Source organism: Candidatus Pelagibacter sp. HIMB1321 (assembly GCF_900177485.1).
Lineage (GTDB): Bacteria > Pseudomonadota > Alphaproteobacteria > Pelagibacterales > Pelagibacteraceae > Pelagibacter.
In genome coordinates this window covers 382,634-399,371 of sequence record NZ_LT840186.1, presented here as the reverse complement: position 1 = coordinate 399,371, position 16,738 = coordinate 382,634, and the positions used below count along the sequence as shown (strand labels likewise).

General features: G+C 29.1%; 26 protein-coding genes and 1 tRNA gene. 4 read left to right on the top strand and 23 right to left on the bottom strand.

What is annotated here, in order from left to right:
• Nucleotides 1–663 precede the first annotated feature (663 nt).
• The 18 genes from B9N70_RS02140 to B9N70_RS02055 form a co-directional block, all read right to left on the bottom strand.
• Nucleotides 664–1,005, bottom strand: a complete 342-nt coding sequence (locus B9N70_RS02140) for a hypothetical protein (RefSeq protein WP_085114168.1) — start codon at nt 1,003–1,005, stop codon at nt 664–666.
• Nucleotides 1,006–1,437 (bottom strand): hypothetical protein, encoded by a 432-nt coding sequence (locus tag B9N70_RS02135; protein ID WP_085114167.1) that lies wholly within the window; start codon nt 1,435–1,437, stop codon nt 1,006–1,008.
• Entirely contained in the window at nt 1,438–1,800 is a 363-nt protein-coding gene (locus B9N70_RS02130; protein ID WP_085114166.1) for a hypothetical protein, read from the bottom strand. It lies immediately after the preceding gene.
• Nucleotides 1,800–2,093, bottom strand: coding sequence for a hypothetical protein (locus B9N70_RS02125; protein WP_085114165.1), 294 nt, complete (start codon nt 2,091–2,093; stop codon nt 1,800–1,802). Before B9N70_RS02125 ends, B9N70_RS02130 begins: the two co-directional genes overlap by 1 nt.
• Nucleotides 2,094–2,125: 32 nt before the next feature.
• Nucleotides 2,126–2,407, bottom strand: a complete 282-nt coding sequence (locus B9N70_RS02120; protein ID WP_085114164.1) for a hypothetical protein — start codon at nt 2,405–2,407, stop codon at nt 2,126–2,128.
• A gap of 1 nt (nt 2,408) precedes the next feature.
• Complete coding sequence (locus B9N70_RS02115; protein WP_085114163.1) at nt 2,409–2,765, bottom strand: hypothetical protein; 357 nt, start codon at nt 2,763–2,765, stop codon at nt 2,409–2,411.
• Nucleotides 2,766–2,771: 6 nt separating this feature from the next.
• Entirely contained in the window at nt 2,772–2,969 is a 198-nt protein-coding gene (locus B9N70_RS02110; RefSeq protein WP_085114162.1) for a hypothetical protein, read from the bottom strand.
• A 110-nt stretch (nt 2,970–3,079) separates the two neighbouring features.
• The gene (locus B9N70_RS02105) at nt 3,080–3,412 is read right to left on the bottom strand and encodes a hypothetical protein (RefSeq protein WP_085114161.1); all 333 of its coding nucleotides are present in this window, start codon (nt 3,410–3,412) and stop codon (nt 3,080–3,082) included.
• A 46-nt stretch (nt 3,413–3,458) separates the two neighbouring features.
• Entirely contained in the window at nt 3,459–3,755 is a 297-nt protein-coding gene (locus B9N70_RS02100; protein ID WP_157101740.1) for a hypothetical protein, read from the bottom strand.
• Between the two features lie 504 nt (nt 3,756–4,259).
• Entirely contained in the window at nt 4,260–4,532 is a 273-nt protein-coding gene (locus tag B9N70_RS02095; protein ID WP_085114159.1) for a hypothetical protein, read from the bottom strand.
• An 8-nt stretch (nt 4,533–4,540) separates the two neighbouring features.
• Nucleotides 4,541–4,822, bottom strand: a complete 282-nt coding sequence (locus B9N70_RS02090; protein ID WP_085114158.1) for a hypothetical protein — start codon at nt 4,820–4,822, stop codon at nt 4,541–4,543.
• A 6-nt stretch (nt 4,823–4,828) separates the two neighbouring features.
• Nucleotides 4,829–5,707, bottom strand: a complete 879-nt coding sequence (locus B9N70_RS07060; protein WP_157101739.1) for a sulfite exporter TauE/SafE family protein — start codon at nt 5,705–5,707, stop codon at nt 4,829–4,831.
• Between the two features lie 31 nt (nt 5,708–5,738).
• Nucleotides 5,739–6,116, bottom strand: coding sequence for a hypothetical protein (locus tag B9N70_RS02080; protein WP_157101738.1), 378 nt, complete (start codon nt 6,114–6,116; stop codon nt 5,739–5,741).
• Nucleotides 6,117–6,312: 196 nt separating this feature from the next.
• On the bottom strand, nt 6,313–8,691 hold the full coding sequence (gene lon / locus B9N70_RS02075; protein ID WP_085114156.1) for an endopeptidase La: 2,379 nt from the start codon (nt 8,689–8,691) through the stop codon (nt 6,313–6,315).
• A 60-nt stretch (nt 8,692–8,751) separates the two neighbouring features.
• Nucleotides 8,752–10,020: an ATP-dependent Clp protease ATP-binding subunit ClpX gene (gene clpX, locus B9N70_RS02070; RefSeq protein ID WP_085114155.1), complete on the bottom strand. Its 1,269-nt coding sequence runs from the start codon at nt 10,018–10,020 to the stop codon at nt 8,752–8,754.
• An 89-nt stretch (nt 10,021–10,109) separates the two neighbouring features.
• Nucleotides 10,110–10,718, bottom strand: a complete 609-nt coding sequence (gene clpP / locus B9N70_RS02065; RefSeq protein ID WP_085114154.1) for an ATP-dependent Clp endopeptidase proteolytic subunit ClpP — start codon at nt 10,716–10,718, stop codon at nt 10,110–10,112.
• A gap of 33 nt (nt 10,719–10,751) precedes the next feature.
• Nucleotides 10,752–12,194, bottom strand: a complete 1,443-nt coding sequence (tig, locus tag B9N70_RS02060; RefSeq protein ID WP_085114153.1) for a trigger factor — start codon at nt 12,192–12,194, stop codon at nt 10,752–10,754.
• Nucleotides 12,195–12,203: 9 nt separating this feature from the next.
• A tRNA-Leu gene (locus B9N70_RS02055) sits at nt 12,204–12,288 on the bottom strand.
• A gap of 97 nt (nt 12,289–12,385) precedes the next feature.
• Between B9N70_RS02055 and B9N70_RS02050 the strand changes: the two genes are divergently transcribed.
• The 3 genes from B9N70_RS02050 to B9N70_RS02045 are packed head-to-tail and all read left to right on the top strand — an operon-like array spanning nt 12,386 to nt 13,210.
• Complete coding sequence (locus B9N70_RS02050) at nt 12,386–12,637, top strand: DUF1289 domain-containing protein (RefSeq protein WP_085114152.1); 252 nt, start codon at nt 12,386–12,388, stop codon at nt 12,635–12,637.
• The gene (locus B9N70_RS07100; protein WP_172819945.1) at nt 12,634–12,804 is read left to right on the top strand and encodes a hypothetical protein; all 171 of its coding nucleotides are present in this window, start codon (nt 12,634–12,636) and stop codon (nt 12,802–12,804) included. Before B9N70_RS02050 ends, B9N70_RS07100 begins: the two co-directional genes overlap by 4 nt.
• Entirely contained in the window at nt 12,791–13,210 is a 420-nt protein-coding gene (locus B9N70_RS02045; RefSeq protein WP_172819944.1) for a hypothetical protein, read from the top strand. The genes B9N70_RS07100 and B9N70_RS02045 overlap by 14 nt, the downstream gene beginning before the upstream one ends.
• Here the strand turns inward: B9N70_RS02045 and B9N70_RS07135 are convergent.
• Nucleotides 13,207–13,335, bottom strand: coding sequence for a hypothetical protein (locus B9N70_RS07135; RefSeq protein WP_255372280.1), 129 nt, complete (start codon nt 13,333–13,335; stop codon nt 13,207–13,209). The genes B9N70_RS02045 and B9N70_RS07135 overlap by 4 nt on opposite strands.
• Nucleotides 13,336–13,344: 9 nt before the next feature.
• Nucleotides 13,345–13,902 (bottom strand): histidine phosphatase family protein, encoded by a 558-nt coding sequence (locus B9N70_RS02040; RefSeq protein ID WP_085114150.1) that lies wholly within the window; start codon nt 13,900–13,902, stop codon nt 13,345–13,347.
• Between the two features lie 2 nt (nt 13,903–13,904).
• Here B9N70_RS02040 and B9N70_RS02035 point away from each other — a divergent pair, with 2 nt between their 5' ends.
• A complete protein-coding gene (locus B9N70_RS02035) occupies nt 13,905–14,585 on the top strand; it encodes a uracil-DNA glycosylase (protein ID WP_085114149.1) in 681 nt (226 codons plus the stop codon).
• On the opposite strand, the gene B9N70_RS02030 is transcribed toward B9N70_RS02035, so the two are convergent.
• The 3 genes from B9N70_RS02030 to B9N70_RS02020 all read right to left on the bottom strand — a co-directional run bounded on the left by B9N70_RS02030 (nt 14,575) and on the right by B9N70_RS02020 (nt 16,738).
• A complete protein-coding gene (locus tag B9N70_RS02030) occupies nt 14,575–14,997 on the bottom strand; it encodes a YbgC/FadM family acyl-CoA thioesterase (RefSeq protein ID WP_085114148.1) in 423 nt (140 codons plus the stop codon). The genes B9N70_RS02035 and B9N70_RS02030 overlap by 11 nt on opposite strands.
• A gap of 199 nt (nt 14,998–15,196) precedes the next feature.
• Nucleotides 15,197–15,847, bottom strand: a complete 651-nt coding sequence (locus tag B9N70_RS02025; protein ID WP_085114147.1) for a DUF3047 domain-containing protein — start codon at nt 15,845–15,847, stop codon at nt 15,197–15,199.
• Between the two features lie 138 nt (nt 15,848–15,985).
• Entirely contained in the window at nt 15,986–16,738 is a 753-nt protein-coding gene (locus B9N70_RS02020; RefSeq protein ID WP_085114146.1) for an SDR family NAD(P)-dependent oxidoreductase, read from the bottom strand.

Sequence of the window (16,738 nt, the reverse complement as noted above, 5' to 3'; positions counted from 1 at the left end):
TAGCTATAGTTGTTGGTATACCTGCAGTCATATTCCTAGATATTAAAAAGATATTTAGCAGTAAGACTAATATGAAAGAATTCTTTTATACAAATCTGCCTATTACTATATTGATGATACTTATTGGTGTGGGTATTGGTTATCTGATAACAAGTTAGTCTAAAACTTAGCCTGAATTACTCTAAAAACTACTCTGAATTCTAAACATCTGTTACTTTGAAAAAAATTATTGTTGTAGTGAAAACTCCCTCGTATTTTATCAAAGGTACCCCTTCTCATTTTTCTGGGTATGCAGGTTAAGTTTCATGATGCATTTTGCAAAAAACACTTACCACGCAACAGGAACTATTCATCAAGCATCAGGGATTACCGGTATACATTAGCCTACATTGGTAGGTTACATAGGGTAACAATTGGGGGATCTGCAGGGAATAATTTGCAGTAACAAAAAGTAACTTTTGACTGCCTCCCGGACGTCTCCAAAACTTTTTCAAGTTAAAAAAAGCTAAGTTTCAATACACGCATACATGGATGACACAGCTAAATTGCAAAGTGTAGAAAACTTTTTTATTTTTTCTAATTGCATATTATTTTTTGACGGAAGTGAAATTAGCCGTGTTTGCTGTGTAGCTGTGTATTTAATAGAAATTAATACTTCAAGTATCAAAATTTATTTTCTTTTTTCAATCTGCAAAAACCATCATAGTAACCTTCAATATCTGCTATATGCCAAATACCTGAAAATCTTCCTGTAGATCTATTAATTTGAAAAAATATATGATTTCTAACTCCATTTTCATTTGAAAAATGTTTTAAAGTATATTGGTCATCAGATGCTATCAATTCAACTATTTGGCCTTGGATTTGTGCCATAGGCAAAATTTTAGAGATTTGAACTGTTAAATCTCTTTCTGTTTTATCAGTACAAGTTAATTTAATAATTTCTGAATGTAGGTTTGTGATCATCATAAAACTGAAAACAAGACTTAATAAAAGTTTTTTCATTTAGAATTTTTTTTCTTTCATTCTGCAATCAGAGACCATTTGAATATAAGAAATACCTAAAGTCTTATAAAAATTACTATCTTTATCATATGAACTAGTTGATATTAATTGGCCACTAATTCTATTGATAGTATTTTTGTTTAATGCAAAATTTTCAGAATAATCTCCCCATTCAATTGTCTTGTCATTAATGTCTATATTCTTATATTCTATTTTAGGAACACCTGGAGCTATTCCGTAATCTAAAAGTGTTTTTTTAGCTAAATCAATAATCAATACCTGATCTTGAACTTTGCTTACATCATCATATTGAATATTACCATTAACATTCATCTTACTTGATTTCATAACACAAATTAAATTTATAGATTTTGCATTTCCAGTTCCCCCAAATAGAAAAATTAATAAAAATAAAGATATAAATATTCTCATTTAATTCTCACATGGATATGTATCTTGCATTCCCCAAATATATAATAATGGTACTAAAGTATTGTTAACATCTTCATCAAACTCAGTTTTAATTCTATTAACTTCAGTTTGAATCATCTCAACTGCATGTTCCATACTAAATTTAATATCATCTGGAGGACAATAGAGCTGTTCATTTTCTGGTTTATCAATATTCATATATCTAGAATGAGATAGGTTCCCGTTTATAATTCCTCTCAAATACCATTTAGCACTTGTTTCATCTGATAATATTAATTCTTTAAACTCACCATAAGTCATGAAACTGTGAGCACTACCCCCAAACAACAAACTAAGAACCAGGATCGATAGAAGTTTTTTCATTATTTGTTTTTTTTAAATCCAGAAATAATCCAAACAATGAAGTAATATACTGGAACCACAAGACCACACATCAATAACCATTCTACAATCAAACTCGTAGTGTTATAATTCACACATTCAATACTATTAGCGTTTGTAGAACCAGTTATATATATTTTATCACCATGAATTACACAGAAACTAAAATCTCCAAACGCAGATAAAGACATTAATGCAATCCATATTCCTGCTATAACAAAATAAATACGTTTAAAGCCTTTGCTATAACTAATCTCAGTTTTTTTATTTGCCATAATCCAAGATTACCAAATCCTTAACTTTGAGTCTAATTTCTTATTAGCTCAATTATGTAACAAGTTTGATCTTTGGAAAGACCTATTGATCGACAACCTACATAATCTTCACGTTTTTTTAAAACATAAACTGTGGTTGTTCCTCTGGTTTCTTGAAGGACAATACTATAACCCTGGTTGATAAAATAACTAACATTACGGTTAGAATGTATCTTATTTTTAGTATTAATTTTAAAATCCTCAAATGATGGAGTTGCAGATATTGAATTAGAGATAAAAAATAGACTAATTACAAGAATATTTATTGATCTCATTTTAATCTATAAATTTACACTGGTAGTAAGCATACTTAATTACATTTGTATTTATATTAACAACATTCATATCTAATACTTCTCTTCCAAAATTTCCAAGAATGGCTCCATTTAATACCGGCATACCACCTATTGTTTCTGTATCGGATTTTTTATTTTTTTTAATTAATTTATTATCTGAAGTTAAAATACCATATTCATAGACATTAATTTTGTTATCACTATTGTTTAAAAATGTGAATCTGACGTAACTATTGTCTTTAATAGTCCAATTCATTTCAACATTGTCTCTACAATTTGCTAAAACATTTCCACTTAACAACAAACTAAGAACCACGATTGATACAATTTTTTTCATCAAATATTAAAGTCCACAATCATCTAAAATATCGTTAGCTGCAGATCTATTATTTGCTTTGCCTGCTTTAATTGCACATTTGCAAGCCCAACCATATGATATTTGAAACATTGCTTCCTCTCCTGCGCAATAATCCTCTATAGCCCAAGATGCAACATTTGTTTTGGCTTTTGATTTTAATTTATTAAGTTTATCTCTATCCATACTAAAGGCTGTAGGTTGTATAAACAATATCAGTAACACTATTTTAATTAATTTTTTCACAATACAAGATTACCAAATCCTGAACGTTGAGTCTATTTAGATAAATGAAACTAGCTCTTGTAAATTTTGCCTTTAGTAAAATTTAATTCTGATCCTTCTAGAAAATAACATCTAGACCCAAAGTTTAATGCTTTAATCTTATTATCTTTATAGAGCCAAATCTGAGGGTATTCATTTCTATAAATATATTTTGTTCCATCCATTCCTATATTCTGATCTCCATCTTTTAATACTTTCTGCACTTTCCAACCATCTGTAACATAACGATAAAGATCATCTTCATTTGAGCAATTAACCCATGCTTTATCTTCATCAATTAGTGAGATTATTGCTATTATAAAAATGAATAAAATAGAAATAGGATATAGAAACCATTTTTTCATACTTTGACTTAGACAAAATTTATGTCTCAAACTTGTTCATTTATTGTTATGTTTTTAAACAATGCCAAACAATTGTTTTAAAATTTTTGGGGTATGTTTCATATCCTGTCCTAAATGTATATGTTGAATACTTTATTCCAGGTGTGAATTTCCCAGCAGCAAATATTATTTTTTCTCCAGAGGATAGATCGTGTAACCATTCTAATGAACTGTTAAATGAATCATAATCAACTTTTGCTAGGTCATTATAACCAAAAGCTTTAATAAACTTTCTTTCATCTAAATTAATTATAATTTCAATATCTTTTGCTTCTACTTTATCGACGATTTTATCATTCTCCATAACTATAGAATCATGATAAATGCAAGAATAACTCTCTTCATTAGCCAAAACATTAATGCTTAGAAAAAAACTTATAATAAAAATTAAGCTTATTTGTTTCACAATTTAAAATTACCAAATCCTGAACAGAGAGTCTAATTGCTATTAAATATAAACGTATATTAGATTTTTTTAGGTAGAAATATTCCTAATCCTCTAAAGAATTCTGGGCTAGGTTTATTCCTTGCCTCCTCTAATCTTTCTAACGTCTTATCTTCATCAAGCAGATATAACACTTCCTTTTCTATTTGAGGAAACTTTACGTCTAATTTTAGGGGTACCTGAGGTTTAGGAAGACTTTTTGATTGCTCTCTCCGTGTAGCTGTGTTTTTTCAAAATCTTTTATTTTTTAAAGAGAACTATTGCAAGTATCAACAATGGAACACCAATTACAAACGTTGCAGCATCTGGAGAAACCCCAAGGATATCTGCCACAAAATCTCTAATTGCACCCATATTATATAACTATCTTTTCATACATTGTTTGTAAAGTTTCTTAGCAGTGAATTCATTTTTAATATTACGTGTTTGATTTATACAAATCTCTTTTTTGGAACTATTACTATTTAATTTACTTTTTACTGCTTCGATACCTTTGCCACCTACTGAGAATACGGTAGACCAAAATAAATAAATTAGACCAAAGACAACCACGACACCTATACCCTGTATCCACCATTTTTCTTTTACGGTTCCGTCAGGATTATATTCAACTTTTTTTGGTTCTTTTTTGCTCATATTTATTATTAAGAAACTTTATCATAACACTTTTTTGCCATTGGTCTAATTTGATTAATCATATAATCCATTCCTCTATCCACTAAAGCATCTAATTGTTTATCAGTGTATTTACTATCAATATTTTTTACAAAACAACTACAGTAAGCGTTTGCAAATTTCTTAGAAGCTCCATCATTTACTGAAGCTGTATAACAAGTATCGTATTCTATATTTTTCCTATTTACACTTAACGCTAAAGCATTTCCTGTAAAAATAGTTAATACAAAAATTAATATTATTTTTTTCATTTATATTTATAAAGTTTTAAATATATCTACAATCGTTGATATAAGACCTAATGCACCAACAACACAAAATACTTGAGTTAAATAACCCCAGACTGGACTTTGTTTTTTTTGTAATTTTTCTTTTTTATAATTTTCAGCACATTCCCACAATGAAGCAATTATGAAAACATTAAGACCAACAAAAGCTATATAAAATATTTTGCTAACTGACTCTGCGAGTAATGTTAAAATCAAACTTCCTATAAATGACCCAACAATACCAAACAACCAAAAAGCAGTTGCAAGATCTAAATTTCCATCTACAAATCTATCATATACACCTTTCTCTGCTGATGTATTTTTTGAGGTCGTTGCAGATTTTGTTGTCCCAAACTCAGAATTTTTATCTTTTAGTTTGTCATAAATGCCGTCAGATGGCATTACAGGTTTTCCATTAGCTAACTTAGCTTCTATAAACTTTGATTGACAAAAACTACATTTATCTAAATTCAAGTAATCTTCATAGATTTGATACATCTGAGTATAATCTCTACATTTATAATTTCTGCAATGGACCCATATTTTCTCGTTATTGTTTACGTAATTGCTTACATCTGGAACTATATTGTTTGTTGTTGATTTTTTTACTACAGATTTTTTATTATTTTTAATTTTTGGTTTTTTTGACAAACTACAGTTTGGATTACTGCATGGGGGTCCAGATGGCAATTCCGTCCCGCAGTTTGAACAGTAGGTAATGTCATTTTGAATATTAACTCTACTCTTTTTTTTCTTTTTTAATTTTTTTGCAATTTTTTTAACTGGTTTAGGAACTCCACAATGTGGACAAGTTTTAGCAAGTGTTGAAACTGCTTTACTACATTCTCTACATTTAGACATTGCCATAATCCAAGTTTACAAAATATTTAATCCTTACTCAAGTTGGTAGATTAACTAATACACCTGCGAGTGTTTTAAGCTTCTCCTCTTTCCATTTATTGATGTGATGAGCCATTATTCTATTTATTGGGTAAGATCCAAAAGGCTCTTTGATGAATTGCAATATCTTAGATCTTTCGTCTTTGTAGCACTTTTTGGTGACAGAAATTTCCTCAATATATCTTCTTGCAACATCTTCAAATTTAGGAAAATTTACTTTCAATATTCCTGCATCTTCGCGTCTTAGCTTTGTCTCTGTCACAATCGCCCAACGATTTGCATCTGTCTTAGATGTAAATGTTTTTGATATGTATGGGTGTCCTTGAATTCTTACAATTGCATTCCAATTCTTCCCTGACTTTCTTACTGTACTCATAGCTTTATCCTTTCGTTTTTGTGACGAAGTGTGCACACAGTGTGCAAAAGCTTAGTTGTATTTTCTAAAAGGTAGGTACAGCAGGGGAAATAAACCAAAGACCGTTACGGTGTAAACGAGATGCTCTACCAACTGAGCTAACCGCCCCAAAATATCGGTACTATTACATCAACGAGACTACAAAGTAAATTATTTATTATTGAATACTAGCTTGAGATTTATCGTCTTTTTTACTTAAATCTACCTCAACCCACTCAGTTCTTTTTAGCTCTTTGGTTAGAGCGATCTTTAGAACTTGATCGGCAAATTCTACTGGAGTTATTTTTATTTCATCAATAATTTTTTTTGGCATATCAATTAAATCTTTTTCATTTTCTTTCGGAATAATTGCCTCTTTAATACCTGCTCTATGAGCTGCTAATAATTTTTCTTTAAGGCCACCAATTGGGAGTACCTGACCAGTGATTGTAACTTCACCTGTCATTGCAATGTCTCGTCTAATTGGAATATTTGTTAATGATGAAACTATTGATGTGACCATACCTATACCAGCTGATGGTCCATCTTTAGGAGTGGCCCCTTCAGGAACGTGAATATGAAAATCTTTTTTCTCAAACAAAGGCGGAATAATTCCGTATTCTAAACATTTAGATCTAACAAATGATTTTGCAGCTTTGACAGACTCTTGCATTACATCACCTAATTTACCTGTTATTTGCATTCTGCCTTTACCAGGCATTGTTACAGTTTCAATTTTTAAAATCTCACCACCATATTCAGTCCAAGCTAAACCTGTTACAATTCCAACTTTATCTTTAGGCTCTAATTCACCAAATTTATATTTGGCAACACCTAAAAAATCTGAAAGATTATCTTTATTTATTTCAACCTTGTCTTTTTCACCAGCTACAACCTTTTTAACAACTTTTCTTGCAAGTTTTGAAATTTCTCTTTCTAAATTTCTAACACCAGATTCTTTGGTGTAACTTCTGATTACTTCTTGGATAACGTTATCTTCAAGTTTCATCTCATTTTCTTTAACACCATTATCTTTTATTTGTTTTGGCAACAAATATTTATTGGCAATACTAATTTTCTCATCTTCAGTGTAACCAGCTAATCTTATAACTTCCATTCTATCTAGTAATGGAGGAAGTATATTTAGAGTGTTTGCTGTTGTTACGAACATTACATCTGATAAATCATAATCAACTTCTAAATAGTGATCATTAAAAGTAGTGTTTTGCTCTGGATCCAGAGCTTCTAATAAAGCTGATGAAGGATCTCCTCGGTAATCATTTCCAATTTTATCAATCTCATCTAGTAAAATTAAAGGATTTTTTGTGCCTGCTTTTTTCATCATTTGGATAATTTTACCTGGAAGGGAGCCAATGTAAGTTCTTCTATGACCACGTATCTCAGCTTCATCTCTCATTCCACCAACAGACATTCTCACAAATTCTCTGTTTGTTGCTTTTGCAATAGATTTTCCTAAAGAAGTTTTTCCTACGCCAGGAGGACCAACTAAACATAATATTGGGCCTTTAATTTTTTCCATTCTTTTTTGAACTGCCAAAAATTCAATAATTCTCTCTTTAATTTTTTCTAATCCATAGTGATCTTTATCGAGAACATCTAAAGCTTTAGCTAAATCAATAGCTACCTCACTTTTTTTATGCCAAGGTAGTTCTATCATCCAATCAAGGTAATTTCTTACAACAGTAGCCTCAGCAGACATTGGACTCATATTTTTTAATTTCTTTAATTCCTGAAGACATTTTTTTTCTACATCTTTAGGCATCTTAGCTTTTAGAATTGATTTGTTTAAACTTGTATTCTCATCTTTGCCATCTTCAATTTCACCAAGCTCTTTTTGAATAGCTTTAAGCTGTTCATTTAAATAATATTCTCTTTGAGTTTTTTCCATTTGAGTTTTAACTCGACCTCGAATTCTTTTTTCAACACCAATGATACTGGTTTCATTTTCCATAATCTTAATTATGGAATTCAATCTCTTTTTTACATCAACAGTTTCAAATATTTGTTGTTTTTCAGAAATGGTTGCTGTTAGGTGAGACGCTATATTATCAGCTATCTGAGAAGGATCTTTGAGCTGTTTTATTGTATTAATTGTTTCAGTTGAAACTTTCTTATTTATTGAAGTAAGTTTTTCTAATCTTCTGATAGCTGTAGCTGCTAACGGATAAAGGTCTTCATCTTTAACAACAACATCATTGTATGGGGTGTATTCACATGTGATAAATTTTTCATTATCTTTGAAATCTAATATTTTAACTCTTTTTACACCCTCAACCAAAACTTTAACTGTTCCATCAGGTAGTTTTAAAAGTTGTAAGATACTTCCTTCACATCCATACATAAAGACATCTGTCTTTTTTGGATCGTCTATTTCAGAATTTTTTTGAGTTACTAAGATGATTTTCTTATCTTTTTTCATTACCTCATTTAAAGCAGAGATAGATTTATCTCTCCCAACAAACAAAGGTATTACCATACTTGGAAAGACAACTATGTCTCTCAAAGGTAATAATGGTAATGAAATTTTAACATCCATACATCAAATATGGATATTAAATTAGAATTTGCAATAGCTTTTTGGAAGTTATTAGAGTTATTAAGCCGCTGATGTTTTATTATTTTTAGTTTTAGTCTCACCTTTTGAATGGACTAAAATTGGCTGAGTATGACCTTTTACAGCTGACGCATCAACAATTACCTCTTCAATGTTATCTTGACTAGGTAAATCAAACATAGTTTTTAATAAAATATTTTCTAAGATTGACCTCAAACCTCTAGCACCAGTTTTTTTACTAATTGCTTTTTGAGCAATTTCCTTCAGTGCATTTTCTTTAAATGTTAACTTAGCACCATCAAGTTTGAATAATTCTTGATATTGTTTTGTTAAAGAATTTTTAGGCTCTTGTAAAATTTTGATTAGAGATTTTTCATCTAGATCTTCCAAAGTTGCAATCATTGGCAGTCTTCCTATAAATTCAGGTATCAATCCATATTTTAACATATCTTCGGGCTCTAGACTTTTCATCCATTCACCAGTTTTTTTATCTTGTGTGTTTTTAACATCAGCTCCAAATCCTATAGATGTTCCTTTGTCTCTTTGAGAAATAATTTTATCTAAACCAGCAAAAGCACCACCACAAATGAATAAAATATTTGTTGTATCAACCTGTAAAAATTCTTGTTGAGGATGTTTTCTTCCACCTTGAGGAGGAACGCTGGCAACTGTTCCTTCCATTATCTTTAATAAAGCTTGTTGAACACCTTCACCAGAAACATCTCTAGTAATAGATGGATTCTCTGATTTTCTGCTAATTTTATCAACCTCATCTATATAAACTATTCCTCTTTGGGCTTTCTCTACATTATAATCAGCTGCCTGAAGTAATTTTAAAATTATATTCTCAACATCTTCACCTACATAACCAGCTTCTGTTAAAGTAGTCGCATCAGCCATTGTAAAAGGAACATCCAAAATTCTAGCAAGTGTTTGTGCTAATAAAGTTTTTCCACAACCTGTAGGACCAACTAAAAGAATATTTGATTTAGCAAGTTCTACATTTTTACTTGTTTTACTTTCATAATTTAATCTTTTGTAATGGTTATGAACTGCTACTGATAAAACTTTTTTAGCGTGCGCTTGGCCAATTACATAATCATCTAAAACAGTACAAATTTCTTTTGGTGAAGGAAGTCCATCTTGGTGTTTTACAAATGTATCTTTATTTTCCTCCTTAATAATATCCATACAAAGTTCAACACATTCATCACAAATAAATACAGTTGGTCCAGCTATAAGTTTTCTAACTTCATGCTGACTTTTGCCACAAAATGAGCAATACAAAATATTTTTATTATTTGTGTTCATAAACTTTAAAACGAATCAATTTCATTACTTTATTATAAGAGACTCATTGATATCAAGTTTCAAATTAACTGACTTCAATATATTGTGTATTAGGATCTTTTTTCTACAACTTCGTCTATCAAACCAAAGGATTTTGCCGTTTCAGATGTCATAAAGTTATCTCTTTCTAGAGCATTTTTTATTTCATCTACACTTTTACTAGTATGTTTAGAATAGATTTCATTTAATCTTTTTTTTAATGAAAGAACTTCATTTGCATGGATTTCTATATCTGTTGCTTGGCCTTGGAACCCAGCTGAAGGCTGATGGACCATAATTCTAGAATTTGGTAATGAAAATCTTTTACCCTTTGCGCCTGCTGCAAGAAGAAAGGAGCCCATCGATGCTGCTTGTCCTATACATAATGTACTAATTTCTGGTTTAATGTATTGCATTGTATCATAGATCCCAAGCCCAGCTGTCACTAATCCTCCGGGGCTATTAATATATAAATAAATTTCTTTTTTTGGATCTTCGGCTTCTAGAAATAAAAGTTGAGCAGTAACTAAAGATGCAACATTATCATTGATTTGACCTGTTAGGAAAATAATTCTCTCTTTAAGAAGTCTAGAGTAAATATCATAAGCTCTTTCACCTTTGCTAGATTGTTCAACAACCATTGGTACAAGATTGCTCATATGTTCAGAAATTTTGCTCATAAAAATGATTCGAGTTGTTTATACAACTTCAGATTACTTTTTACTAACTTTTTTTGAAGAAGTTTTTGCTTTTGATGATTTCTCTGAAGTTTTTTTAGCTGAAGTTTTTGCTTTTGATGATTTTGAGGATGATTTAGTTGTTTCAGATTTTGCTTCCTTACTTTTTATCTCAGTATCATCTGTCTGATTTTGTGATGCCTTTAAAATTTTTTCAGCTTCATCTTTTGAAATTTCTTTTTTATTTGCTTTGGCCTTATCTTTGATTAAGCTTATAATTTTTTCTTCATAAACTGTTCCTCTAAGACTAGCTACTGCAGAAGGATTTTTTTGATAGAAATCCATAACCATTTTTTCTTGACCAGGCATCATTCTTAATTGTTTTTGTATCTCAGCCTGTAATTCTTGTTCGTTTACTTTAATTTGATTTTGTTCACCAAATTCATTTAAAATTAAACCAGTTTTAATTCTTTTTTTTGCCACCTCCTCAAAATTTTTTCTACTTTTTTTAGCATCGTCTTCACTCATACCTTGTGACAAAATTTTAACCTCTTCATCAATTAAGTTTTCAGGTATTTCATCAACCTTAAATTTTTCTAATTCTTTTAGTATCTGATTTTTTGACAATCTATCTAATGAATTTTTGTATTCATCATTAATTTGATTAGAAACTAATTTCTTTAAATCTTCTAAATCTTTAGCACCTAAGTTTTTTGCAAATTCATCATCAATTTTTACGTCTTCAGGATTTTTTACAGAAGTAATTTTACATTCAAATTTAGCTTTTTTATTTACAAGTTCTTTCTCTGGAAAATTTTCAGGTAAAGTTGCTTCAACAATTTTTGTCTCATTTTTCTTAACTCCAATTAATTGTTTATCAAAACCTTTCAAAAACAAATCTTTTCCAAGTGTTAATTGAGTGTTTTTACCTTCACTTCCTTTAAATGAATTCCCATCCACTGTTGCATTGTAATCTAAAACAACCAGGTCTCCTTCTTTTGCTTTTGTGTCAGCTTTTGCCTCTTTAAAGTTTGGTTGATTTTTAGCAATCTCTTTAATTCTTTTGTCTGCTTCTGAAGCATCAATTTTTACTGTGTATTGATCAAATTTTATATCTGTAATTGCTTTAATATCTATTTTAGGTAATTCTGTAACTGATAAGATGTATTCAAGTTCTTTATCTTCACCATAAGTTTTTAAATCTAGCTTTGGTTGACCGGCAGGTTTAATTTTGTTTTCTTCTAAGGCTTTGGTTGATGTATCTTTTAGTACTTTATCTAAAACTTCGCTAAATACAGCTTTACCAAATTGTCTTTTTAAAATTTCTTTAGGAACTTTTCCTGGTCTAAAACCTTTTAAATTCACTGTACTTTTGATTTCTTCATACTTTTCATCCATATAAGAAGACATAGTTTCCTTATCGATGAAAACTTTTACATCTTTGTTAAGACCTTTTTTATTTTCTACAGTAACTTTCATAATTATAAGTGGTAGGGCGAAAAGGACTCGAACCTTCACATGTTGCCATATTGGTTCCTAAGACCAACGCGTCTACCAATTCCGCCATCGCCCCACAAAATTTATTGGTTTTATATATTATTGAATATATTTGTCCAATGACAAATATTATGTAATTTTGATAAAATACTTTATAAATAAACAATTTAGTTATGATTATTTCACCATGCATAAGCATTTGTAAAACAGATCCTAAAACAGGTTATTGTTACGGATGTGGAAGAAATAATGAAGAAAAAAAAATTTGGAAGCTTGAAGATACATCTGATGAATGGAAAAAAGAAAATATAAAAGAAATTAAAAGTCGATTAAATGGTTGGCAACTTGAAAGTTTTGAAGAATCATACACTTATAAAATTGAAAATGGGATATCTTTGTATAAAAAAGAATTGAATAAAAAATGAGTAAATCAACAATTTTAATAATTATTTATATCCTAGGATTAATCTTTGGTGCAGTTGTTCTTGATTTATGGAGTGCAGAAACGAGTCCTAAAGCTCTTCTAGGAATTGGTTGGACGACACTATTATTAATAGGTCTTTTCATTACTGAAAAAAATGAAAAAAACTAGCTTTATCACTTTAGTTTTTTTTATCTTATCAATATCAAATTCTTTAGCAGAAAAAATTATTCTTAGCTCATGTGAAAACAATAAAGATGGTTTTTTAAAAAATGAATATATTTTAGATCTTGAACAATCGCTAATGATAAGAAATTATGTATTTAATGATAAAACATTCAAACAATATAGAATTACAGATCTAACAGTTAAAAAAAAAAACAAGATAGAAAGATTGATCTATAAAGATGGAAACAAAATTTTAACTGAAAAACTGGGATATCCACAGTTTTACACTCAATTAGTTTTTGAAGAAAATAATCCAGAAATAAAGATTAAAACAGTAATTAATAATGAGGAAGGTATTGATTTACTGTCCACTTGTAAAAAAATTGAGAGATTTAAAAAAGAAAGTTAGTTTTTCTTATTCTTTTTATTTATTAAACTTTTATTTTTTGAGTTAAATCTTGAGTTAACAATATTGCTTCTATGTTTTGCAAAAGCTTGTTTCTGTGCTTGTTTCATTGCTTTTTTAGATGACATTATTTTATTTTAATATTCAATTTCAAAACTAGCAATCTTATTAAATTCTTTATCAGCTATTACTATTTCTCCAGAACTTGGAGCGTAATTTAATGTTTCTGAAATTAAAACATAATGCGTTACAAACACTATATTTCCGGAACTTTTTAAATTTCCTACAAATTTATTTAAATCTGTAATTTGTTTCTTTTTGTTTTTTGCAAATTTTTGACTAAAAAATGAATTTAGAAAACTTTTTGTTTTAAAATTCTTAAATGCAATTTCAGCAGTTTCTTTGCATCTACACCATTCGCTGGAATATACTGCTTCAAAAGGTATTTTATTTTTTATAAAAAAATTACCAATATTGGTAGCTTGTTGTCGCCCACTTTCGCTTAGATTTCTTTGAGTGCTACAATCTTTAATATCAAAATTATCAGGATCACCACCCCCAGGAGCATAAGCATGTCTTATAAATATTAATTTATTTCCGTCCTTAAGAGTATTTAATAAATCATTATTTATTTCAGCTTTAAGAGATGATGATAGAATAATAAAAATAATAAATATAAATTTAATAATTTTCATCAATGAACATTAAAATTAAAAAGCTAAATAATACAATAATAAAATGCAAAAAATGTCCAAGATTAATTAATTTCATAAAAAAAATAAAAACAAAAAAAAGAAAACAAAATATTAATGAGAAGTATTGGGGTAAACCAGTTCCTGGTTTTGGTGAAAAAAATGCAAAATTGTTAATAATTGGATTAGCACCAGCAGCACACGGTGGTACAAGAACTGGTAGAGCATTTACTGGAGATAAATCTGGTAATTTTCTTTTTAAAACTCTTTATCAAACAAAAATTTCAAATCAAAATTTTTCAAAGAATTTAAATGATGGATTGAAATTACAATCAACTTTTATCACAAATATTTTAAAATGTGTCCCTCCCGATGATAGACCTACAAATATTGAAATTAATAACTGCTCCCATTATTTTAGCTCTGAGCTTGAATTTTTGAAAAATTTAAGAGTAATTGTTACTCTTGGCAAAGTAGCTTTTGATAATTGTATAAAATATTATAAAAAAAAATATCCAATAACACTTAAATTTGTTTTTAAACATGGTAAAAAATATAAATTACCTGATGGACGTATATTGATACCTTCATATCATCCAAGTCCTAGGAATGTTAATACAAGATTAATAAATCAAAACAAGTTAAATCGATTGTTCTATAAAGCAAAAAATCTTGCTAAATTTTAATAGTGTCACAAAAATAAGGTTTGAATTTTAAAAAAATCTCTTGAGGAATTTTAACTGGTTTGCCTTCTGTGCTTACAAAAACTAAATGTATCTTAGCTTCAACGATTATGTCTTCTCCTCTTGTAATTATTTGATTCATAAAAAAAGAGGTTTTTGTTATTGATTTTACAAAAGATCTTATTGTTAATTCATCTTCTAAATATGCAGACCTTTTATACTCAATGTTACATGACTTAACTATAATTAAAGATTTAAACTGTTCTTTAATTATTTTGTTACTGAAACCAATTTTAAATAGCGACTCTGTTCTTGCTCTTTCTAAAAATTTTAGATAATTGGCATAATAAACCACACCACCAGAGTCTGTATCTTCATAATAAACTTTTAATTTGTGAAAAAAATTTTCATGCATGATATTAAATATATTTGTTACATTATTATTTTATTGTTTTGTAATATAAAAGGATTTTATGAATATTTTTGTAATATGGTTAATAATGGTTATTGCGTGGAATTTTGGTTTTCCTAATGCTAGTCCTCTGGAAGATGTTTTGGTTGCTGTTATTTTATTTATATTAAATATAGCTATGAAAAAATTCTTAAAATTATAATTAGTTCTCTGAAAAGTATATATTTTGATAATAAGCTATTGCTTTCATTTTTGAATTGTCGGTATCTGACATTATTGCCAACCCATCTAGTTCATTCACATCTAAATCATGAAACTTTTTAAAATCTTCTTTAACATTTGCTTTTACTGTGACCCACTCATCAGGATTTTTTTTTGTACTAGCCAAAACATTATCAATTGATTTTTTAGTATATGGACTTGGTGAATTAAATCCTATTTCATTATTGCTTGAAAACACGTAGTTAATTGCTCTATTTGAAAGTGGCGTAGCTCCAGTTTTTTTTATCACAAAAACTCTAGCTGCAAAATCATGTCCTTTTTTCGTATTTTCTTTTATTCCAGATAAATCTTTTTCGATTTTCCAAGTTATATTAATGAAGGGCGTTTTATTTAGATCTATTTTAATCTCTTTACCTAAACCTGATGCAGCATTATTTGCTACAGCTTTTAAATAATTTCCACTTTCATTAGATCCAACAGTATAAACCGTATTATTGTCTGCACCTCTAACTTTTCTAACATCTAATTCAGATAACTCTTGTTCTGTGAAATCAAATATATAAATATTTTCTCCTACTACTGGCCCTGAGAAGAGTGTTATTAGAAAGAGTATTTTAAAAATATTTTTCATTTTAAATTTCTAATACATGTTTTTGACAAAATTTCGACAATCAATATACAAATTAAAAGATTAATTAAAGTATATGCAGACAATTACAGCTTTTATTTTAATCATTTATTGGTCATTCATAATCTTTGCACCAATAATCTAATAGGTAGATCTTCCTCCACTAATATCAAATACTGCTGCTGTAGAAAAAGAATTTTCCTCGGATGCCAACCAGCATACAAGTGAGGTAAATTCATATATTTCTAAAAATCTTCCTCTAGGAACTTTTGAAAGCATTCTTTGAACATGTTCTTTGCTCATTTGTTCTAAAATACGGGTTTTTGCACCAGCAGGTGTAACTGCATTTACAGCAATATTTTTATCAGCCAATTCTTTTCCAAGTGATTTAGTTAGACCGATAGCTCCAGCTTTACCTGAACTGTAAGCACTTGCATTTGCATTTCCATCTTTACCAGCTACTGATGCTACATTGACTATTCTTCCATAGTTATTCTTAATCATATTTGGAACAATAGTTCTGCAACAATTGAAGGTTCCTACTAAATTTATATCAACTATTTTTTTCCACATTTCAACATCGTATTCCCAGAGAGGGCCTGTAGGTCCAGTGATACCAGCATTATTTATAAGAATATCAATATTGTTATTTAAGGTAATGCCGTTAACAGTTTCTTCAACTTCTTTATAATTTGAAATATCAACCTTTTGTGAAGTTAAGTTTTCACTATTTAATTCTTTAACAGCTTCATCTAAAAGATTTTGATTAATATCCCAAATAATGACTTTAGCACCTCCTTCTAAAAATCTTTTTGCAACATCCAAGCCAAAACCTTGCCCTCCGCCTGTTACAATTGCAGTTCTTCCTTTAAAATTAAAATTATTTTTGTTCAT